Source organism: Curtobacterium sp. MCLR17_043 (assembly GCF_003224215.1).
Classification (GTDB): domain Bacteria; phylum Actinomycetota; class Actinomycetes; order Actinomycetales; family Microbacteriaceae; genus Curtobacterium; species Curtobacterium flaccumfaciens.
This window is the reverse complement of sequence record NZ_QKLH01000003.1, coordinates 219,363-240,991: the sequence shown is the minus strand read 5'-3', so window position 1 is coordinate 240,991 and position 21,629 is coordinate 219,363. Positions and strand designations below refer to the sequence as shown.

16 protein-coding genes are annotated in these 21,629 nt (G+C 71.1%); 8 read left to right on the top strand and 8 right to left on the bottom strand.

Features of this window, described 5'->3' with window-relative positions; genetic code table 11:
• Window positions 1-22 precede the first annotated feature (22 nt).
• The 8 genes from DEJ03_RS04485 to DEJ03_RS04450 form a co-directional block, all read right to left on the bottom strand.
• Window positions 23-1,435 (bottom strand): APC family permease, encoded by a 1,413-nt coding sequence (locus DEJ03_RS04485; RefSeq protein ID WP_110863667.1) that lies wholly within the window; start codon window positions 1,433-1,435, stop codon window positions 23-25.
• A gap of 132 nt (window positions 1,436-1,567) precedes the next feature.
• A complete protein-coding gene (locus DEJ03_RS04480; RefSeq protein WP_110863666.1) occupies window positions 1,568-2,578 on the bottom strand; it encodes an agmatine/peptidylarginine deiminase in 1,011 nt (336 codons plus the stop codon).
• Window positions 2,575-3,609 carry a nitrilase-related carbon-nitrogen hydrolase gene (locus DEJ03_RS04475; RefSeq protein ID WP_110863714.1) on the bottom strand — a complete coding sequence of 345 codons (1,035 nt, stop codon included), beginning with the start codon at window positions 3,607-3,609 and terminating at the stop codon, window positions 2,575-2,577. Before DEJ03_RS04475 ends, DEJ03_RS04480 begins: the two co-directional genes overlap by 4 nt.
• A 39-nt stretch (window positions 3,610-3,648) precedes the next feature.
• Window positions 3,649-4,302: a DUF1345 domain-containing protein gene (locus DEJ03_RS04470; protein WP_110863665.1), complete on the bottom strand. Its 654-nt coding sequence runs from the start codon at window positions 4,300-4,302 to the stop codon at window positions 3,649-3,651.
• 43 nt (window positions 4,303-4,345) lie between these two features.
• On the bottom strand, window positions 4,346-5,689 hold the full coding sequence (locus DEJ03_RS04465) for an NAD(P)/FAD-dependent oxidoreductase (RefSeq protein ID WP_110863664.1): 1,344 nt from the start codon (window positions 5,687-5,689) through the stop codon (window positions 4,346-4,348).
• Window positions 5,689-7,053: an FAD-binding oxidoreductase gene (locus DEJ03_RS04460; RefSeq protein WP_110863663.1), complete on the bottom strand. Its 1,365-nt coding sequence runs from the start codon at window positions 7,051-7,053 to the stop codon at window positions 5,689-5,691. The genes DEJ03_RS04465 and DEJ03_RS04460 overlap by 1 nt, the downstream gene beginning before the upstream one ends.
• 2 nt (window positions 7,054-7,055) lie before the next feature.
• Entirely contained in the window at window positions 7,056-8,483 is a 1,428-nt protein-coding gene (locus DEJ03_RS04455) for an aspartate aminotransferase family protein (protein ID WP_110863662.1), read from the bottom strand.
• Complete coding sequence (locus tag DEJ03_RS04450; protein ID WP_035809531.1) at window positions 8,480-8,962, bottom strand: Lrp/AsnC family transcriptional regulator; 483 nt, start codon at window positions 8,960-8,962, stop codon at window positions 8,480-8,482. Before DEJ03_RS04450 ends, DEJ03_RS04455 begins: the two co-directional genes overlap by 4 nt.
• Window positions 8,963-9,095: 133 nt before the next feature.
• Between DEJ03_RS04450 and DEJ03_RS04445 the strand changes: the two genes are divergently transcribed.
• The 8 genes from DEJ03_RS04445 to DEJ03_RS04410 all read left to right on the top strand — a co-directional run bounded on the left by DEJ03_RS04445 (window position 9,096) and on the right by DEJ03_RS04410 (window position 21,617).
• The gene (locus DEJ03_RS04445; RefSeq protein ID WP_110863661.1) at window positions 9,096-10,550 is read left to right on the top strand and encodes a gamma-aminobutyraldehyde dehydrogenase; all 1,455 of its coding nucleotides are present in this window, start codon (window positions 9,096-9,098) and stop codon (window positions 10,548-10,550) included.
• Window positions 10,551-10,580: 30 nt separating this feature from the next.
• Window positions 10,581-11,762 carry an ABC transporter ATP-binding protein gene (locus tag DEJ03_RS04440; protein WP_375334803.1) on the top strand — a complete coding sequence of 394 codons (1,182 nt, stop codon included), beginning with the start codon at window positions 10,581-10,583 and terminating at the stop codon, window positions 11,760-11,762.
• A complete protein-coding gene (locus DEJ03_RS04435) occupies window positions 11,759-12,979 on the top strand; it encodes a PotD/PotF family extracellular solute-binding protein (RefSeq protein ID WP_220034107.1) in 1,221 nt (406 codons plus the stop codon). Before DEJ03_RS04440 ends, DEJ03_RS04435 begins: the two co-directional genes overlap by 4 nt.
• A complete protein-coding gene (locus tag DEJ03_RS04430; RefSeq protein WP_146237652.1) occupies window positions 12,976-13,917 on the top strand; it encodes an ABC transporter permease in 942 nt (313 codons plus the stop codon). Before DEJ03_RS04435 ends, DEJ03_RS04430 begins: the two co-directional genes overlap by 4 nt.
• The gene (locus DEJ03_RS04425; RefSeq protein ID WP_110863659.1) at window positions 13,914-14,792 is read left to right on the top strand and encodes an ABC transporter permease; all 879 of its coding nucleotides are present in this window, start codon (window positions 13,914-13,916) and stop codon (window positions 14,790-14,792) included. Before DEJ03_RS04430 ends, DEJ03_RS04425 begins: the two co-directional genes overlap by 4 nt.
• 482 nt (window positions 14,793-15,274) lie before the next feature.
• Window positions 15,275-17,881: a carboxylate--amine ligase/circularly permuted type 2 ATP-grasp protein gene (locus tag DEJ03_RS04420; protein WP_110863658.1), complete on the top strand. Its 2,607-nt coding sequence runs from the start codon at window positions 15,275-15,277 to the stop codon at window positions 17,879-17,881.
• On the top strand, window positions 17,881-19,674 hold the full coding sequence (locus DEJ03_RS04415) for an N-acetylglutaminylglutamine amidotransferase (protein WP_110863657.1): 1,794 nt from the start codon (window positions 17,881-17,883) through the stop codon (window positions 19,672-19,674). Before DEJ03_RS04420 ends, DEJ03_RS04415 begins: the two co-directional genes overlap by 1 nt.
• Window positions 19,671-21,617 (top strand): prolyl oligopeptidase family serine peptidase, encoded by a 1,947-nt coding sequence (locus DEJ03_RS04410; protein ID WP_110863656.1) that lies wholly within the window; start codon window positions 19,671-19,673, stop codon window positions 21,615-21,617. The genes DEJ03_RS04415 and DEJ03_RS04410 overlap by 4 nt, the downstream gene beginning before the upstream one ends.
• The last annotated feature ends 12 nt before the right edge of the window (window positions 21,618-21,629 follow it).

Sequence of the window (21,629 nt, the reverse complement as noted above, 5' to 3'; positions counted from 1 at the left end):
GGCGTCCTCTCGTGGTGGCCGGTCAGGCCTGGTCGGTCAGCTGCTTGTTCACACCGGTGACGGGCTGGTTCTCGTCGAAGCCCTTCGGTGCGACCCGGAAGCCCTTCGTGATGACGAGCAGGTAGACGAACCCGATCGCCGCCCACACTCCTCCTGCGATCAGGGCGTCGGCATGGAGCTGTGACCAGAGCACCCCGGTCAGGAGCATCGCGACCCCGGGCAGCACGATGTAGCGCCAGCGGTCGCCCGCCGTGTGTCGACGCCCGTTCCGGATCGCGAAGTGCACGATCACGGTGGCGTTGACGAAGGTGAACGCGATCAGGGCGCCGAAGTTGATGTAGGCCGCGATCGTGTCGAGCGAGAAGCTCATCGCCAGCAGGGTGACCGCGCCGACGAAGACCACGTTGAACACCGGGGTGTGCGTGCGGGGGTGCACGTAGCCGAAGACCCGCTTCGGCAGCACGTTGTTCCGCCCCATCACCATGAGCATGCGGGCGACGCTGGCGTGCGACGCGAGACCCGAGGCGAGTGCGGCGACGAACCCGGCCGACACCAGGACCGCCTGGAACACCGGACCGCCGACGAGCAGGCCGATCTGGGGGAGCGGGTCGTCGGTGAACTCACCGAACGGTGCGTTGGTGGGGAAGCGCAGCTGGGCGAAGTAGGCGGAGACCAGGAAGATCGCGCCGCCGAGCAGGACGGTCAGCATGATCGCCTTCGGCATGATGCTGATCGACTTCGCCTCTTCCGTGTACATCGTCACGGCGTCGAAGCCGATGAACGAGAAGCACACCACCGTCGCCCCGGTGAGCAGGGCAGACATCGTCACGCCGTCGTGCACGAAGGGTTCGGCGCTGACGATCGTGCCCGCACCGGCACCGTGGGTGAGCTCGATGACGGTGAAGACCACGAACGCGATCATCGCCAGGACCGCACCGATGAGCAGCACCATGTTCAGGTTCGACGTGCCGCGCATCGACAGGCAGATCACCGTCGTCACGAACACCGTGTACACGACGACGGTCACCCACGGGGGCAGCCCCGGGAACACCTGCTCCAGGTAGAGCCGGATGATCAGGGCGTTCACCATCGGCAGCAGCAGGTAGTCGAGCAGTGACGCCCAGCCGACCATGAAGCCGAGGTTCGGGTGCATCGACTCCCGGACGTACGTGTACGCGGAACCGGCCGCGGGGTAGACGCGCACCATCTTCCCGTAGCTGATCGCGGTGAGCGCCATGATGACGAGGGCGATCAGGTACGCGCTCGGCACCGCGCCGTCGGTCTGCCCGGAGACGATGCCGAAGGTGTCGAACACGACCGTCGGGGTCATGTAGCCGAGGCCGAGTCCGACGATCGCCCAGAGCCCGAGGCTCCGCTTCAGCGACCCGCCGCGCACCGGTGCTGCCGGCGCGGTGACCGCGATCGGTGATGCCATGTGACTTCCCTGCTCTTGGGGCCGGGCAGCGTCGCCCGGATCAGTTCGGAGCACCATACCGACGGGTCGGCAGTGGGCGGACCGGCCGCGGTGTACAGGTGATCGGCACCCGCTGTACACCGCGGCAGTGGTTCAGGCCACCGGTTGCTGCTGTGTGATGCAGTGCAGCCCACCACCCCTCGCGAACACCTGTCGCGCGTCGATCGAGCGGACCCGTCGGCCCGGGTACACCTCGGCGAGGATGCCCCTGGCGTGGTCGTCAGCGACCGGGTCGCCGAAGGCGCAGGCGATCACGGCGTCGTTCACCACGACGTGGTTCACGTAGTTCCAGTCCACCGGTCCACCGACGTCCGACAGCGTCGAGGGGGCGGGCAACTCGATGATCGTCGCGTCGGTCGCCTGCTCGAGCGCTCGCCGGATCTGGGGCATCACCAGGTGGTCCGGGTGGCCGGCATCCGGCTGGGCGTGCAGCAGGACCGTGCCCGGATCCGCGAAGGTCGCCACCATGTCGACGTGGCCCCGGGTGCCGAAGCCGTCGTAGTCGCGCGTCAGACCGCGGGGCAGCCAGACCACCCGTGTGGCGCCGATCGTGCGCGCCAGCTCCAGCTCGACGCGCTCCCGGTCGGCGTACGGGTTCCGTCGCGGGTCGAGCTGCACCGTCTCCGTCACCAGGACGGTGCCGGCGCCGTCGACGTGGATCGCCCCGCCCTCGTTGACGAGCAACGACGGGATCCGCGTGGCTCTCGCAGCATCGGCGACCGTGGCGGCGACCGCGGCGTCACGCGTCCAGGTCGACCACGGGTTCGCGCCCCAGCCGTTGAAGACCCAGTCGACCGCGCCGAGCGCACCGGTCACGTCGTCGACGACGAACGTCGGGCCGATGTCGCGCATCCAGAAGTCGTCGAGGGGTGCCTCGAGCACGTCCACGCCGGACGACAGCAGGCGACCGGCATCCCCCCGTGCGACCGGGTCCACGACGACGGTCACCGGCTGGTGCTCGCTGATCGTGTTCGCCGTGGTCGCCCAGGCCAGGCGCGCGGCCTCGGCGCTCGCCGCGTGGTCGCCGAGCGTCAGGCCGGGGCGCGGGAACGCCATCCAGGTGCGTTCCTGCGGAGCCGTCTCGGGAGGCATCACCCAGGTCATGCGCGCGCCTCGCGCCCGGCGGTGGCCGGTTCCACGGCCAGGGCCGCGTCGATCGCGTCGCGTGCGCCGTACGCGTGGCGTTCCTCGTCGACGGGGTCGACGAGCCCGGCGTACAGGTCGGGTCGCCGGGTCAGGTAGAAGGGGAACAGCCGGAGCCACTCCGTCCGGGCGTCGAGGTCGAGGTCGGCGACGAGCACCACGCTCGCGTCACGGGGCGCCTCGACGAGCACGCGGCCGAACGGGTCCGAGATGAAGGACGAGCCGTAGAACGTGATGTCGCCCTCGTCACCCCACCGGTTCGGCACGACCATGAACTGCCCGGCGGTGATGCCGTTCGCCACGATCACCCGCTGCCAGATCGGCGCGGTGTCGAAGTCGGGGAAGGTCGGTTCGGAGCCGATCGCCGTCGGGTAGACGAGCACCTCGGACCCGGCGAGGCCGTAGGACCGGGCCACCTCGGGGAACCACTCGTCCCAGCAGGTCGGCAGCCCGAGGCGCGCGCCGAGTCCGGCCGGCTCGTACACCGGGAAGGCATCGTCGTCGGTCCCCGGGCGGAAGTACGTGTCCTCGTGGTAGCCGGCGCTGATCGGGATGTGGGTCTTCCGGGTCCGGCCGACCAGGGTGCCGTCGGGGGCGACGAGGACGGCGGTGTTGTAGCCGCGGGGGTCGTCGGGCTGGTCGTCGTCGCCCGGCCGCTCGTACAGCGAGGCGTGCACGAACACCCCGTGCTCGATCGCCTGGGCACGGGCGAAGGCGACGGTCGGGCCGTCCTGCAGCGACTCGGCGAGGTCCTTCGGGGTCCCGCTCGCCAGGGTGTCACCCGGGTAGCGGCGCAGCGTGAGTTCGGGCAGGAACACCGCGGTGGCTCCGTGCGCTGCGGCGGTCGCGATGCCGTCGGCGAGCTGGGCCCGGTGCTCGTCCGGGTCGGGGAGCCACCGCATCTGCACGAGGGCGACGCGGAGCGATCGGCGGTGTGCGCCGGTGTCGGCCTGCAGCGGCGACGGGAGCGAGGGTGCGGTGACGACGTCCATGTCGCCATTGTTGATCATGCGATCAACGGGAGCAAGGCGTCAGCTGATGATGTTGACCGCGCGCGAGATGACCAGCGCCAGCAGGATGAACCCGCTGAGCGCCTGGTAGGCCATGATCATCTTCGCCCGGACGGTCATCGGCATCGTGTCCGTCGGGCTGAACGCCATCATGTTCGTCATCGCCACGGAGAGGTAGTCGAGGTAGACCGGCCGCCAGTCCGCGGTCTTCGGGTCGGTCTCCTGGGGGAACTGGAAGTCCGCCTCGGCCGTCGACCACAGTTCGGGGCGCCGCCGTGCCACCGGGCCCCCGCGGTCGAGCTCCCAGTAGACGAGCCCGAACACGATGATCGTGCTCACCCAGACCTGCAGCGCGGTGAGCAGCACCGCCGCACCGTCCGCGTGGCCGCCGAGCAGCTCGGTGATGGTCCGGATGACGGTGAGCTGGCTGGCGACGGTGAGCAGAGCCGCCAGTGCGAACGACAGCCACCGGGACCAGGTGGTCTCGCGCGTCAGACGCCGCGGGTTGAAGACGATGAGCGGGGCGAGCAGCAGGACGCCCAGGACGGGCACCACCCACGACGGGAAGAACAGCACCTCGTCGGGCAGGAACAGGCTCAGCGCCAGGTTCACCAGGACCGCGACGGCGACCGGTGCCCGGTGTTCGTGTCGCGGTCGGGTCCTCGTCGGGGTCACGGAGCGAGTGTCGCACGGGCCGACACCAGCGGGGGTGTGGCGCTCAGGGCCTGGACAGCGGGTCGGCGAGCGAGAGCGGTTCGACCTGGGCGCCGAGCAACCGCCCGGCTGCCCGCAGCCCGGACAGCAGCGCACCGTGCACCGTCGCCGGGTCGTCGCTCCAGGTGGCCTCGCCGGCGAGCTGCACCCGGCCGGACGGGGTGCCGAGCAGGTCGTGGTCGTCGGGTGACGCCCCGACGTGGAGGTACGAGTACGAGCCCCGCGAGAACGGGTCCTCGGCCCACCGGGTGATCCGGAACGCCTCGGGCTGGGGGACGGACGGGCCGAACATCTTCCGCAGCGCCGCGACCCCCTCGTCGACGACCATGGCGTCCGGCAGGGTCTCGAGCCGACGGGCTCCGGCACCACCGACCAGGGCGGCGAGCACCGGCGCACCGGTCACCCGGGACATGTCGTACCAGGAGTGCCAGTCGACGCCGGCGGACCCCTGCTGCCGGATCACCCACGAGTCGCCCCAGAACCGTGTGGGGAACCGCAGGAACACCTTGTCGTAGGTGCCCATCCCGAGCCGGTCGAGCGCTCCGGTCACCGGCGCGGACAGGGGCGGTTCGAAGACCACGTCGCCGGCCTGCAGCACCCCGAGCGGCACCGTGACGACGACCTGCGGCGCGACGACGGTGGTGCCGTCGGCGAGCCCCACCGTCACCGAGTCGCCGGCCTGGGTCACCGACCGCACGACCGACGACAGCCGGACGTCGAGCCCCTCGGCCAGCGCGCGGGCGTACTGGGCGTAGCCGCCGGGGAACACCACCTCGTCGCCTGGGACGTGCTCCTCGTCGAGGCCGTGCGCGTCGAGGACGGTGACGGGTGCGCCGCAGAGGTCCTCGGACCGGTGGGCCGTGTACTCGCGGACGCGCGCCGCTCGGTCGCCCTCCCACCGCAGCGAGCGGAGCACGGTGTCGACGGCGGCCGCGTAGGTCGAGGGCGGGGGCGCTTGCGCGACGACGGCGTCGAGGGCCGCGTCGACGGTGTGCAGGTCCGCCACGAACGCCGACGTGTCCTCGGCGGAGAGAGCGGCGCCGGACGGGTCGTGCCACGCGATCGGCCGGCCGTCGAACTGGAAGCTGCCGACCGTGAACTCGACGGTCTCGATGCCGAACCGGGGTGCCAGGGCCCAGAGCGGGTTGCCGTCGACCCCGTGGATCCACGAGGCGCCGAGGTCGACCGGCACCCCGAGTGACGCATCGGTCCAGGTGCGCCCGCCGATCCGGTCGCGGGCCTCGAGCACGACGACCCGCTGCCCGCCGAGTGCGAGCGCCCGGGCGGCGGCGAGCCCGGCGACCCCCGCCCCGACGACCACGACGTCGGCGTCGAGACCGGCAGCCATCAGTGCCCTCCGGTCAGTGGTGCCATGAGCCGAGCGGCCAGACTCGGCCGCCCGGTCAGTGCTTCCTCGCGGTCGGCCAAGTCGGTCGCGACGAGTCCCGCGTTCGCGCCGAAGAACCGCAGCGGCTCGGGCTCCCAGTCGGGCGATCGGTGGTTCACCCACGGCAGTGCGGTCAGTGCCGTCGACTCCCCGCGCACGAGGTCGGCGAGGGTCCGTCCGGCCAGGTTCGTCGTCGACAGGCCGTCCCCGACGTACCCGCCAGCGCTGCCGACGTGTCCGTCCCAGGTCACCGAGGCGCACCAGTCGCGCGGCACCCCGAGCGGGCCGCCCCACGTGTGGGTGACCGGGGCGTCCGAGACGACCGGGAACAGGTCGACCAGGGCCTTCCGCAGGTGCTCGAAGACCCGCGGCACCCGATCGTACCCGGGCGTGATCGAGGACCCCCAGTGGTAGCGGGCTCCGCGGCCGCCGAACGCCAGCCGGTCGTCGGCCGTGCGCTGCCCGTACACGAGCAGGTGCCGGTAGTCGGAGAACGTCTGCCCGTGCTCGAGACCGATGCGTTCCCACGCGGACGCCGGCAGCGGGGCCGTCGCGATCATGAGCGAGTACAGCGGCAGGATCCGCCGCTTCGTCTGCTCCAGCTGGGCGCCGTAGCCCTCGACTGCGATCACCACGGCACCTGCCGTGACGGTGCCGCGCGACGTGACCACACGCCCGCGATCCCAGGACGAGACGGGCGTGTGCTCCGCGATCCGGACGCCACGGGCCTCCAGGGCGGCCGCGAGGCCACGCACCAACGCGGCGGGCTGCACGCGCGCGCAGTCCGGGGTCCACGCGACCCCCGCCGATCCGGCGGCGTCGCCCGCTCGCGCGGGTCGCCACGTCATGTCGTCGCCCCATGCCGCGGAGGACGCGACCTCGTCGTGGGCGGCGCGTTCCTGCACGGCGGAGCGTGCGTACAGGACGGTCCCGCCCTTCACGTAGTCGCAGTCGACCTCGGCTTCGGACGCTGCGCGGCCCACCTCGTCGACGGTGTCGCGCATGGCGGCCCGCAACGCGAGCGCGGCGTCGCGCCCGTGCTCCTCGGCGATCGCCGCGGCGGACCGCGGGAACAGCGCCGAGCACCAGCCGCCGTTGCGACCGGACGCGCCGAAGCCGGCGATCTCGCGTTCCAGGACGACGATCTGGAGGCCCGGGTCGGCCTGGTGCAGGTACCACGCGGTCCAGAGACCCGTCAGTCCACCGCCCACGATCGCGACGTCGGCCGTCGTGTCGCCGTCGAGCGGCGGCCGGGGCGTCAGGTCGTCGCGTCCGGTGGACGCGAGCTGGTCGAGCCAGAACGAGACGCCCCGGTAGCCGCTCACGGTCAGATCTTCGTCCAGGCCTCGGACAGGACACTGCGCAGGATCGACGTCATCTCGCGGAACTCCGGCTGCCCGATCGTCAGCGGTGGTGCGAGCTGCACGACGGGGTCACCGCGGTCGTCGGCCCGGCAGTACAGCCCCGCGTCGAACAGTGCCTTCGACAGGAACCCGCGCAGCAGCCGCTCGGACTCGTCGTCGTCGAAGGTCGTCTTGGTGGCCTTGTCCTTGACGAGCTCGATGCCGTAGAAGTAGCCGTCACCGCGGACGTCCCCGACGATCGGCAGGTCGAGCAGGGTGTCGAGCTCGGCGCGGAAGAGCGGGGCGTTCTGCTGCACGTTGGTGAGCAGCCCCTCTTCCTCGAAGATGTCGAGGTTCTCCATCGCGACGGCGGCCGACACCGGGTGCCCGCCGAACGTGTAGCCGTGGTAGAAGGTCGTGTCCCCCTTGGAGAACGGCTCGAACAGCCGGTCGCTGATGATCGTCGCGCCGATCGGGGAGTACCCGGAGGTCATCGCCTTGGCGCAGGTGATCATGTCCGGTACGAAGCCGTAGGTGTCGCAGGCGAACATCGTGCCGATCCGGCCGAAGGCGCAGATGACCTCGTCCGAGACGAGCAGCACGTCGTACTCGTCGCAGATCTCGCGCACCCGCTGGAAGTACCCGGGCGGCGGGGTGAAGCAGCCGCCGGAGTTCTGCACCGGCTCGAGGAACACCGCGGCGACGGTGTCGGGGCCCTCGAACTCGATCATCTCGCGGATCCGCTCCGCCGCCCAGAAGCCGAACTGCTCCTCGGTGCCCCCGGGGAAGCCCATCTCCCCGGCGCGGTACGAGTTCGTGTTCGGCACCCGGAAGCCGCCGGGGGTCAGGGGCTCGAACATCTCCTTCATCGCCGGGATGCCGGTGATCGCCAGGGCGCCCTGCGGGGTGCCGTGGTAGGCGACCGCACGGGAGATCACCTTGTGCTTCATCGGCTTGCCCTGGAGCTTCCAGTAGTACTTCGCGAGCTTGAAGGCGGTCTCCACCGCCTCGCCGCCGCCGGTGGAGTAGAAGACCTTGTTGAGGTCACCGGGGGCGTGCTCGGCCAGCCGGTCGGCGAGCTCGATCGCCGCGGGGTGCGCGTACGACCAGATGGGGAAGAAGCTCAGCGTCTCCGCCTGCTTCGCGGCCATCTCGGCCAGGCGCTTCCGCCCGTGCCCGGCGGCGACGACGAACAGGCCGGACAGCCCGTCGATGTACTCCTTGCCGTGGCTGTCGTAGACGTGGTGGCCCTCGCCGCGCACCATGATCGGCACGTCGGCGCCAGCCTGGTTCGCACCGTGACGGGCGAAGTGCATCCACAGGTGGTCCCGGGACTTCCGCTGCAGGTCGGCGTCGTCGACCGGTGCGAACGGGTCGTAGGAGCCGAGGCGGGTGGGCTGTTCGATGGTCATCGCGTTCCCCAGTCGTAGAGCTGTTTGCGGAGTTGCAGGTAGACGAAGGTCTCGGTGCCGGCGACGCCCGGGATCGCCCGGATGGTGCCGTTGAGCAGTTCGATCAGGTCGTCGTCGTCCTCGCACACGACCTCGACCATCAGGTCGAAGCTGCCGGCGGTCATCACGAGGTAGTCGACCGCCGGCAGCTGCTCCAGGGCATCGGCGACGGTTCGGGTGTCGCCGCTGACCCGGATGCCGATCATCGCCTGGCGGTGGAAGCCCAGTTGCATCGGGTCGGTGACCGCGACGATCTGCATGACGCCGGTCTCGGTCAGCTTCTGCACACGCTGCCGGACCGCCGCTTCACTGAGACCGACGGCCTTGCCGATCTCGCCGTACGGGCGGCGCCCGTCCGCCTGGAGTTGTTCGATGATCCGCTTCGAGGTGTCGTCGATCGGTCCCGGACGTCGTGGTGCTGCCGCCATGCCGGACAGCATGGCAGCGAGGTTCGGGGTGCGCAAGGGATTCCGTTGTGAACTCCGTGTTTCGCGACGATTTCCGTTGTTACAGTTCTCCACAACCTCCGGATCCTTCTTCCGCACCGCCGGAATCCGTGTCAGTATCACCGCCATGCTGGACGCACAGAGCACGGCGACGGCGGACACCGACACCCGGGTCCTGCGGAACTTCGTCGGGGGCGCCTCCGTCGAGTCGACCGCCGACACCACGTTCGACCTGGTCGACCCGACCGATGAGCACGTCTACGGCACGTCCCCGGTGTCCACCCCCGCCGACGTCGACGCCGCCTTCGGTGCGGCCGCGACCGCGTTCGAGACCTGGCGCCGCACCACCCCCGGCGAACGGCAGCTCGCCCTGTTCCGGATCGCCGACGCGATGGAGCAGCGGGCGTCGGAGTTCGCCGACCTCGAGTCGCTCGACACCGGGAAGCCCCGCGCCACCCTGGTCGAGGACGAGATCCTGCTGTCCGTCGACCAGATCCGCTTCTTTGCCGGGGCCGCCCGGAACCTCGAGGGCCGGAGCGCCGGCGAGTACCTGGCCGACCACACCTCGTTCGTCCGGCGTGAACCCATCGGTGTCGTCGCCCAGGTCACCCCGTGGAACTACCCGCTCAACATGGCGGTGTGGAAGTTCGCGCCGGCGCTCGCGGCGGGGAACACCACCGTGCTCAAGCCGAGCGACACGACACCCCTGTCGACCCTGCTGCTCGCCGAGGTCGCCGCCGAGTTCCTGCCGCCGGGGGTCCTGAACGTCGTCGTGGGGGACCGCACCACCGGCGCAGCGATGATCGACCATCCCATCCCGCAGCTCGTGTCCATCACCGGCTCCGTCCGCGCCGGCATGGAAGTCGCCCGTGCCGCCGCCGGTGACCTCAAGCGCACCCACCTGGAGCTCGGCGGCAAGGCACCCGTGATCGTGTTCGACGACGCGGACATCCCCTCGGCGGTGGCCGGGATCGTCGCCGCCGGGTTCTTCAACGCCGGACAGGACTGCACCGCGGCCACCCGGCTGCTCGTGCAGGACGGCATCCACGACGAGTTCGTGGCGGCGCTCGCCGCAGAGGCACGGCTCAACGCGAGAACCGGGTCGGACGGTCACTACGGCCCCGTCAACAACGCGAACCAGCTCGCGCACGTGCAGTCGTTCCTGGACACGCTGCCCGACCACGCGACGATCGAGCTCGGCGGCGCACGACAGGGCGACCGCGGGTACTTCCACGAGGCCACGATCGTCGCCGGCCTGCGCCAGGACGACCGGGCCGTGCAGCAGGAGATCTTCGGCCCCGTGCAGACCGTGCAGCGGTTCTCGACGGAACAGCAGGCCCTGACGTGGGCGAACGGCGTCGAGTACGGCCTGGCGAGTTCGGTGTGGACGACCGACCACGCGCGGGCGATGCGCTTCGCCCGCGACCTGGACTTCGGCTGCGTGTGGATCAACACGCACATCCCGATCGTCGCCGAGATGCCGCACGGCGGGTTCAAGCACAGCGGCTACGGCAAGGACCTGTCCCAGTACGGCTTCGACGACTACACCCGCATCAAGCACGTCATGTCCTACATCGGCTGAGGCCGACCACCCCCTGGAGGCACCATGGCAATGACCGGAACGTTCGCCGAATCGGGAGCCGATCTCCGGCTCGACCAGATCACGAAGTCCTTCCCCGGCCACACCGCGGTGGACAGCCTCGACCTGACGGTGCCCGCCGGCTCGTTCTTCGCGTTGCTCGGTCCGTCGGGCTGCGGCAAGACGACGACCCTGCGGCTCGTCGCCGGGCTCGAGGAACCCACGAGCGGCACCATCACCATCGGCGGCCAGGACGTCACCGACACGAAGCCGTACCAGCGGCCCGTCAACACGGTGTTCCAGAACTACGCGCTCTTCCCGCACATGAGCGTGCTCGACAACGTCGCGTTCGGGCTGAAGCGGCGCCGGATCCCGGACCCGATGACGAAGGCCACGGAAGCGCTACGGCTGGTCGAGCTCGAGGGGTCGGCGTCGAAGCGGCCCGCCCAGCTCTCCGGCGGCATGCAGCAGCGCGTCGCCCTGGCCCGCGCGATCGTGAACCGGCCGGCCCTGCTGCTGCTCGACGAGCCCCTCGGCGCCCTCGACCTGAAGCTCCGCCACCAGATGCAGCTCGAGCTGAAGACGATCCAGGCCGAGGTCGGGCTCACGTTCTTGCACGTCACCCACGACCAGGAAGAGGCGATGACGATGGCTGACACGGTCGCCGTCATGAACGGCGGTCGGATCGAGCAGATGGGCAGCCCGCAGGACCTGTACGAGCTGCCGCGCACGGCCTTCGTCGCGAACTTCCTCGGCCAGTCGAACCTGCTCGAGGGCGAGGTGCGCGGCACCGATGCCGGCCTGCTCGTCGTCGCGACCGCGGCCGGTTCGGTCGCCGTGCCGGCCGACCGAGCCGTCGCCACGACCGGTCGCGTCGTCGTCGGCGTCCGGCCCGAGAAGCTCAAGATCCGCACCGCCGAACCGACCCCCGAGGCCGGACGGAACATCCTCGGCCCGGGTCGCGTCGTGGACGTCTCGTTCTCCGGCGTCAGCACCCAGTACCTGGTCGACGTGCCGGGTGCCGGTCGCGTCTCGGTGTTCGCGCAGAACTCGAAGGGCGGGCCGCGGATCGCGACCGGTACCGAGGTCTGGCTCACGTGGGGCGTCGACCACGGTTTCGGTCTGGAGGCGCACCCCGCGTCCGACGCGACCGTCACCACCCAGGACGACCCGGGCCTCCAGAGCGTCCCCGCCACGGCAGGATCGCTCGCGTGACCGGCGCGGTGCCCGGTCCGGACCTGCTGCGCGGGCTGACGTCGGCCCGCGTCAGCCGACGCGGCCTGCTGGCCGGCGGCGGGGCCGCCGCGCTGGCCGCCCTGCTCACCGGGTGCAGCATCAAGGGCTCCGCGGCCGCCGGCGCCGAGGACACCGTCGACTGGGCGGCGTTCTGGAAGGACGCGAAGGCGACCGGCACCCTGAACTTCGCGAACTGGCCGCTGTACATCGACTCCGACCACGGCAAGTCCGAGTCCCTGGCGCTGTTCAAGAAGGAGACCGGCATCGCGGTCGACTACCAGGCGGTGATCCAGGACAACGCGACCTTCTACGCGACCGTCTCACCGATCCTGCGGGCGCACGGTGCGACCGGCTACGACCTCGTCGTCATGACGAACGGGTTCGAGCTGACCCAGATGATCAAGAACGGGTTCGTGTGCGAGCTCGACCACTCGCGGTTGCCGAACTTCGCCGCGAACGCCTCGGATTCCGTGAAGGACCCCATCTACGACCCGGGCAACAAGCACTCCGTCGTGTGGCAGACCGGGTTCACCGGGCTCGCCTACAACCCGAAGTACACCGGGCGGAAGATCACCTCGCTCAAGGACCTGCAGGACCCGGCGTTCAAGGGCCGCATCGGGCTGATGAGCGACAACACCGAACTCGGGTCGCTCGGACTGCTCGCGCTCGGCATCGACCCGGAGACCTCGACGCCCGCCGACTGGCGGAAGGCCCAGGCCTGGCTGCGCGAACTGCGGCCGAGCGTCACCGGCTTCTACGACCAGAGCTACATCAACCGGTTGGAGAACGGCGACACCTGGATCACCCAGGCGTGGTCGGGCGACGTGTTCCAGGCGCAGCAGTCCGGGTTCCCCGACCTGGAGTTCGTCACGCCGGAAGAGGGGCAGATGACCTGGCACGACAACATGCTCATCCCACGGCAGGCCGAGAACCCGGTGTCGGCGCTCGAGTGGATGAACTTCTACTACACGCCGAAGATCGCCGGGATCGTCGAGGACTGGGTCAACTACGTCTGCCCGGTGCCCGCTGCCGAGGACTACGTGCGGGACGAACTCGACGACGCCACCGTGGCGGACAGCCCGCTCGTGTTCCCCTCTGCCGACGTGCTGGAGCAGTCGCACGAGTTCCGTGTGTTCGAGAACTACGACGAGTACTCGGAGTGGAACGGCATCTTCAACGCGGTGGTGCAGTCGTGAGCGCGGTCGGAGTGGCACCGGGGCTCGGTCCCGGTGGTTCCGCCGGTCCTTCCGGTTCCGCGCCGGTGCGGCGGGGACGCCGTCGGAGCACGCCGTTCTTCCTGGCGCTCGTCGGCACCGCGTACCTCTGCGTGTTCTTCGTCATCCCGCTGGTGTCCGGGCTGATCGTCTCGCTCATGACCGGCAACCCGGACGACGGCTACACGTTCACCTGGAACTTCGGGATCTACGGCTCGCTGTTCGTCGACCCGCAGGTGCCCTACCTGACGTTCCTGCTCCGGTCGCTCTGGTACGGCGCCGCCGCCACGATCGCCTGCATCGTCGTCGGGTACCCGGTGGCGTACTTCATCGCGTTCCGGGTGTCGCCGCGGTGGAAGAACCCGCTGCTCATGCTGGTGTTCATCAGCTTCCTGGTGTCGTTCATCATCCGGACCGACATGTGGGCGTTCGTGCTGGCGTCGCAGGGGCCGGTCGTCACGACGCTGCAGGCGCTCGGGCTGGCCGGCAAGGACTTCCACATCCTCGGCACCGGCGGTGCGGTGATCTTCGGCGACGCCTACAACGACCTGGCCTTCATGGTGCTGCCGATCTACGCCGCCCTCGAGCGCATCGACCCACGACTCGGCGAGGCCGCGAACGACCTGTACGCCGGAAAGTTCCGGGCGTTCTGGCACACCACGCTGCCGCTGTCCCGCTCGGGCATCTTCGCCGGGGTGCTGCTCGTCTTCATCGACAGCGTCGGCGACCCGGTGAACTCGGCCCTGCTCGGCGGCACGAACACGTACACGATCGGTCAGGCGATCCAGGACGCCTACTCCGGCAACCAGCAGTACAACGTCGCCGCAGCCCTGTCGACCGTGCTCATGGTCGTGCTCGGCATCATCCTGTTCATCTACGCCCGCGTCTCCGGCACCGACGACCTCGAGGACCTCGTATGACCGCCGTCGCACCGTCCCGCTCGTCCGCCGCTCCGGCCTCGCCCGTGACCGGTTCCGTCGCCGGCCGCCCGCGTCGTCACGGGGTGAACCGTCGTGGGCCCTGGCTCGCCATCGTGTACTGGGTGACGATCGCGATCACCCTGGTGCCGATCGTCTACATGATCGTGTACTCGTTCAACGACGCCCCCACCAACCGGCTGTCGTTCGCCTGGAACGGTTTCACGACCTACTGGTACGCGAACCTGGTGAACGTGTCCGGGCTCGGGGCGGCGTTCGTCACCTCGGTGCTCGTCGCGTTCCTCGCCGCGATCATCTCCGTCGCGATCGGGCTGCCCCTCGCGCTGGCGCTGGAGCGGTACCGGTTCCCGGGTCGCGGTGTCGTGAACACCGTCGTGTTCGCCGACATCGCTGCGCCGTCGATCGTCGTCGGTTCCGCGTCGCTCTCGTTCTTCCTGTCGGTGGGGCTCGGCACCGGGTTCCTGACCGTGCTCATCACGCACGTGGCGTTCGACGTCGCCTACGTGGTGGTCGTGCTGCGGGCTCGGATCGCGGGGACCTCGCGGGCACTCGAGGAGGCCGCGGGTGACCTCGGGGCGACACCGTTCCAGGCCTTCCGGCTCGTCACCCTGCCGCTGCTGGCGCCGGGCATGCTCGCCGCCGGGTTGCTGGCGCTCGCCATGTCGATCGACGACTACGTGATCACCTCGTTCGTCGCCGGGCCCGCGGTGACCTTCCCGCTGTTCGTCTACGGCGCCGCGAAGGCCGGGATGCCGCCGCAGGTGCTGTGCTTCGGGACGCTCGTGTTCGCGGTGGGGCTGCTCGTCGCGCTGCTGAACGGGGCGCTCAATCGGCGGTTGGCCCGGACGCGGGGGTAGGCGCCGGCACGCACGGTGCAGGGTTGCGCGGGGTGGTGCGGGGTTGGCGCGGGGCGCACGGTGCGGGTTGCGTGGGCTGGTGCGAGGTTGGCCGCGTGGTGCGTGCTTGTAGCGGCGCACGGTGCGTGGAACCTCGCACGGGGTGAAGAGGTGCGCACGGTGCGGACGGGAGGCGCGTGGTGGGCTAGCGCCGTGCCTCCCGACTGCGGGTGGTGCGTCCAGAGCACGGTGCGGGTTGCGCGGACTGGTGCGGGGTCGGCGCGGGTCACACGGTGCGGGGTGCGTGGGCTGGTGCGCGGTTGCGCGCGTGGTGCGTGCTTGTAGCGGCGCACGGTGCGTGGAACCTCGCACGGGGTGGCGCGCCTCGCACGGTGCGGGCGGGAGTTCAGTGCTCGTGACGCTCGGTGGACGGGAGTGTTACGGGCACGAGTCGGGCGGTGTGCCGCGGTGCGCGCCACAGCCGCCACGCGTAGGTTCCAGCCATGAGTGCAGAGCTGACGCTCGGCGCCGAGGAAGAGCTGCACCTCATCGACCTCGAGTCCGGCCGACTTTCCGCGAAGGCCCCGCGCCTTCTGCCCAAACTGCCCACCGACCGCTTCGGCGCGGAGCTGCAGCGCACGACGATCGAGACGAACACCCCGGTGGTGCGGACCCTCGACGACCTGCGGCGGGTGATCGTCGACCTGCGCAGTGAGCTCAGTGCCGCGATCGCCCCGGCCGGCGTCACGATCGCGGCCGTCGGCACCGCGCCGAGGTCGGAGTACGCCGACTTCGAGCTGAGCTCCGGCGGTCGGTACGGCCGGATGCAGGAGCAGTACCGGATGCTCGTCGACGAACAGCTCATCTGCGGCCTGCAGGTGCACGTCGGGGTGAGCGACCGCGACCTGGCGGTGCTGATCGCCCAGCGGGTGGCGCCGGTGCTCCCGGTGCTGCTCGCCCTGAGCGCGTCGAGTCCGTTCTGGAACGGGCAGGACACCGGGTACGCGTCGTTCCGCAGCATCATCTGGCAGCGGTGGCCGTCGGCCGGCAGCTTCGGTCCGGTGGAGGACGCCGCCGAGTACGACCGGGTGCTCGACGACCTGATCGCCTCGGGCGTGATCGCCGACAAGAAGATGGCCTACTTCGACGTGCGGCCGTCGTCGCACGCGCCGACGCTCGAGCTGCGGGTCTGCGACGCGACGCCGGTGGTGGACGACGCCGTGCTCATCGCCGGACTCTTCCGCGCCGCCGTGCGCAAGGCCGAGAAGTCGGTCGTGTCGGGCGCCGAGTGGCACCCGCGCAGTGAACCCCTGCACCGTGCGGCGATGTGGCAGGCCGCCCGCTCCGGGTTGAGCGGGGAACTGGTCGGCCTCGGGCAGCACCCCGAACGGCTGCCCGCCGAGGTCGCGGTGCGCCAGCTCGTGTCCCGCCTGCGTCCGGAGCTCGAGGAGCTCGGCGACTGGGGAACGGTGACGGAGCTGCTCGACGCGACCCTGGCCCGCGGCAACTCCACCGACCGGCAGCGCACCGCCTACGCCGAGCGCGGGGAGATGGACGACGTCGTCGCCCTGGTGGTGGAGGACACCGCGGGGCTCCCGTCCGGACGCGACGAGGACCCGGTGGTCCCGATCCACGGGTACCGCGTCCGCGCCGGCGACGAGGCGGTCGGCCCCGGTGCACGCCCTCGTCCGGCGTTCCGAGACCTGGCGGCGTTCTTCGACGGCTGGGACGCCGAGACGGCGATCGAGCGCTGCACCGCCCGCGACGTCTGGACCCGCGAGCACCACGTCGGCTTCGTGGTGGACGGCGGGGCGCAGGAGTTCGGCTGCGACCTGGTGCCCCGGACGATCAGCGCGTACGAGTGGTCGCAGCTCGAGCGTGGCCTGGGGCAGCGTGCCCGCGCGATCGAGCTGTTCCTGCGTGACGCGTACGGCGACCGGCGGATCGTGGCCGACGGCGTGCTGGACGCGGACCACTTCGTCGGCGCGAAGGGCTGGGACCCGGACGCCACCCGGCTGCCGGCGACCGCCGTCCGTGCGCCGGTGCTCGGGTTCGACCTGGTGCGCAACGAGTTCGGCGGCTGGCGGGTGCTCGAGGACAACGTCCGCTCGCCCTCGGGCGTCGCGTACGGCATCGCCCTGCGCGAGCTGATGGACGACGTCGTGCCGGACGCCCCGCGGCCGGCGCACCTGCGCGACCCGCACGGCGTGATCGACCGGCTGCGCCGGACCCTCTGCGCGAACACCACCGCGGTGACGGGCGCGACCGACCCCGTGATCGCACTGGTCAGCGACGGCCCCGCCGCCGGCGCGTGGTTCGAGCACCGCAGGCTGGCCGACGGGGCCGGATTGCGCCTCCTGTCCGGGTCGGACCTGGAGGTCCGCGACGGACGCGTGGTCGACGCGACGACGGGTGACGTGCTCGACGGGCTGTACCTGCGGATCGACCGCGACGTCAGCGCGCTGACGGCGGAGCACGCTCCCGACCTCGGAGCGCGGATCCTCGACGCGGCGGAGGCGGGACGCGTCTACCTGGCGAACGCGCCGGGCAACGCGCTGGTCGACGACAAGGCGATGTACGTCACCGTGCCGGACCTGATCTGGTACTACCTGGACGAGAAACCCCTGCTGGCATCGGTGCCGACGTACCGCACGAGCATCGAGGTCGAACGGCTGTCGGTCCTGGACCGCGTCGGGGAACTCGTCACGAAGCCGGTCGACGGCGAGGGCGGACGCGGGGTCCTGATCGGACCGAGCGCGAGCGCCCCCGAGGTGGCCGAGCGACGGCGCGAGATCGCCGCGGACCCCGCCGGGTGGGTGGGGCAGGAGGTGGTGCAGCTGTCCTCGCACCCGACGATCGGACCCGCCGGTCTCGACCCGCGGCACGTGGACCTGCGGGCCTTCGTCTACGCGACGGGGACCGGACCGAACGACGTGCACCTGGCCGACGTCGCCCTGACGCGCGTCGCGCCCGAGGGCAGCATGGTCGTCAACTCGTCGCAGGGCGGCGGCGCGAAGGACACGTGGATCGTGGGGAACGCCCCGGCGGACACCGACTCCGCCCCGGCGGACACGGACTCCGATGTGGCGGACACCGAGGGAGAGCGCTGATGTGTGGACTCGCGGGTGAGATCCGGTTCGACGGCCGAGCGCCGGACGTCGGGGCGGTCGCCCGGATGACCGGCTGCATGACGCACCGCGGCCCGGACGGCGACGGCCTGTGGGCTCGCGGCCCGGTCGCCCTCGGCCACCGAAGGCTGTCCATCGTCGACCTGTCCACCGCGGGCGCGCAGCCGATGGTGCTGGCCGAGGCCGGGCTGACGATCGCCTACAACGGGATGGTCTACAACTACCGGCAGCTCCGCGACGAGCTGCACGGCAAGGGGCACCGGTTCGCGTCGACGTCGGACACCGAGGTCATCGCCCTGGCGTACGCCGAGTGGGGCACCGCGTTCGTCGACCACCTGATCGGGATGTTCGCCATCGCCATCTGGGAGCACGCCAGCGGTCGGCTGGTCCTGGCCCGGGACCGGCTCGGTATCAAGCCGCTCTACGTCGCGCCCGTCCCCGGCGGGCTCCGGTTCGCTTCGTCACTACCCGCGATCCTTGCGGGAGACGGTGGGTCGGGCATCGACACGTCCATCGACCCCGTCGCCTTCGCCTCGTACATGAGCTTCCACTCCATCGTCCCCGCACCCCGCACGATCCTGGCCGGCGTCGGCAAGCTCCCGCCCGCGACCGTCCGCGTGATCGACCCCGACGGCACCACGCACGACACCGTCTACTGGGAGCCGCGCTTCGAGCGTGACCCCGCCCGGGCCGACTGGTCCGAGCGGGACTGGGAGCAGGCGTTCATCGGCTCGCTCCGCACCGCCGTCGAGCGCCGGATGGTCGCCGACGTCCCGGTCGGGGTGCTGCTCTCCGGCGGGATCGACTCGTCGCTCGTGGTCGGGCTGCTCGCCGAGGCCGGGCAGCAGGACCTCGCCACGTTCAGCATCGGGTTCGAGGCAGCCGGCGGTGAGTCCGGCGACGAGTTCGAGTACTCCGACCAGGTCGCGAAGCACTTCGGCACCGACCACCACCGCATCCACATCCCCTCGTCGCGGCTGCTCGACGGCATCGACGGTGCGGTCGCCGCCATGAGCGAGCCGATGGTCAGCCACGACTGCGTCGCCTTCTACCTGCTGTCACAGGAGGTCTCGCAGCACGTCAAGGTGGTGCAGTCCGGCCAGGGTGCCGACGAGGTGCTCGCCGGCTACGACTGGTACCCGCCGCTCGCCGACGTCCCGCGCGACCAGGCCGCCGAGGCCTACCGCTCCGTGTTCATGGACCGCCGGTGGCCGGCGCTGCAGGGCCTGCTCGGGGAGCGGTGGAAGAGCGACGACGACACCCCGTCGGCGTTCGTGGACCGCCAGTTCGCACGGCCGGGCGCGGAGACGAGCGTGGATGCCGCGCTCCGCAGCGACACCACGATCATGCTCGTCGACGACCCGGTGAAGCGGGTCGACAACATGACGATGGCGTGGGGGCTCGAGGCCCGCGTGCCCTTCCTGGACCACGAGTTCGTCGAGCTCGCCGCCGCGATCCCGCCGTCGATGAAGCTCACCGACGGCGGCAAGGGCGTGATGAAGCGCGCCTCGCGCGGGATCGTCCCCGACGCCGTCATCGACCGCAGCAAGGGCTCGTTCCCGGTCCCCGCCATCCGGCAACTCGAGGGCCCGTACCTGGAGCGCGTCCGCGACGCGCTGCACGCACCCGAGGCGCGGGAGCGCGGGCTCTTCGACCCCGCCACCGTCGAGCGGATGCTGCAGGACCCGAACAGCACCAGGACCGCGATCGGCGCGAACGCGCTCTGGCAGCTCGGCCTGATCGAGATGTGGCTGCAGCAGCAGGGGGTGCGGTGATCGTGGGTTCCGTCCGGCCTGGAGGCGCGCAGGGCGTCGCGTCGTCGGCCATCGTCGAGCCGTCGGTCACCACCAGGGCCGCGGCCGACCTGGGTGCGCGGCTCACCGCCGCCTGGGGATCGTGGGGACCGACCATGACCCGGAACGCCCGGCGCGTGGCGTTCGTGAGCGACCGGCACGACACCCCCGAGGTCTTCGTGCAGGACGTCGTCGTCGGCGACGAGCTGCCTGAGCCGGTGCGGATCGCACTGTCCGACGACCCGGTGATCCGGGTGTCGTGGTCGTCCGACGGGGAGTGGCTCGCCGTCGCCATCGCGACCGACGGCGGCGTGAAGCAGCAGGTCTGGGTGGTGCGGCCGGACGGCTCCGACGCCGCGCAGATCGCCGGCTCGCGGTACCAGCACGCCGAACTCGGACCGTGGAGCCGCAGCGGCCACCGGGTCGTCATCACCCTGCCCTCGACCGAGCCCGAGCAGCCCGCCCGTGCGTACCTGGTCGACCCGGTCACCGGGGACCGCGACGACCTGGCCGTGGGGGAACTCATCCACATCCTCGACCTGTCGGTGGAGGAACGGCTCGTCGTGCTGAGCGACGGCCAGCGCGGCCAGGAGTTCGTGGTCGTCGTCGACCGGCTGACCGACGAGAGCCACGCCCTGTTCGCCGACGACCCCGACGGGTCCGCCGAGATCGCGTTCCTGCGGCCCTCGCCCGCGAGCGAGACCAGTCCGCTCGTCGCCTACGTCGCCACCGAGGCCGGACTGCCCCGCCGCGGACTCGTCGCGCAGCCGGTCGGCCCGCACGGCTGGCGCGGCACACCCCGGCGGATCGTCGAGCGCGACGACGCCGAGCTCGAGTACCTGGACGCCGACGACGCCGGCCGCACGCTGCTGCTCGTCTGGAACGTCGACGGCCGGAGCGAACTCGACCTCATCAACACGCACGACGCCTCGCGTACCCCGGTGCCGGACCTGCCCGGGTACGTCGTCACCGACCCCGTGCTCAGCCGTGACGGCCGGAGCGTGCTGCTCGCCGTCGAGGGGCCGACCCGTCCGCGCGAACTGTGGCGGCTCGACACGAACGCGCTGACCTGGAGCCGGGTCACCGACGTCCCGGTGCTGCCGGACGTGCAGTTGGTCGAGCCGACGCTCGAGCGGTTCGCCGCCCGCGACGGACTGGAGCTGACCGGGTGGCTGTACCGGGCCGTGGAGCCGACCACGTCGGCAGCGGGCGCCGACCCTGGTGCTGGTGCCGTGCCTCCCGGCCGCGCAGCGCTCGTCCACCTGCACGGCGGACCGGAGTCGCAGGAGCGACCCACGTTCTCGCCGCAGCACCAGGCGCTCGCCGCCGCCGGGGTGACCGTGTTCGCGCCGAACATCCGCGGGTCCTCCGGGTACGGCCACGAGTTCGTGCACGCCGACGACCTGGCGCTGCGGTGGAACGCGCTCGCCGACGTCGTCGACTGCGCGCGGTTCCTGGTGACCAACGGGTACGCCGAACGGTCCCGCGTCGCCGTCGAGGGGCGCTCCTACGGCGGGTACGCGACATTGGCGTCGTTGGCGTTCACGCCCGAGGTGTTCGCGGCCGGGGTCGCGGTGTGCGGGATGAGCGACTTCGCGACCTTCTACCGGGACACCGAACCGTGGATCGCGGCCGCTGCCGCCACGAAGTACGGGCACCCCGTCGAGGACGAGGCCCTGCTCGCGGCACTGTCACCGATGCGCGCGATCGACGACGTCACGGCGCCGCTGCTCGTCGTGCACGGGGAGCTCGACACGAACGTGCCGATCGGTGAGGCGCACCAGGTGGTCGCGGCGCTGCGGGAGCGGGCGCACGACGTGGAGTACCTGGAGCTCGAGGGCGAGGGGCACGAGTACCGGCGGGCGTCGTCGCAGGCGCTGCTCGTGCGGCGGATGGTCGAGTTCGTGGCGGCGCGGCTGGGGTAGGTGGGGGCGGGT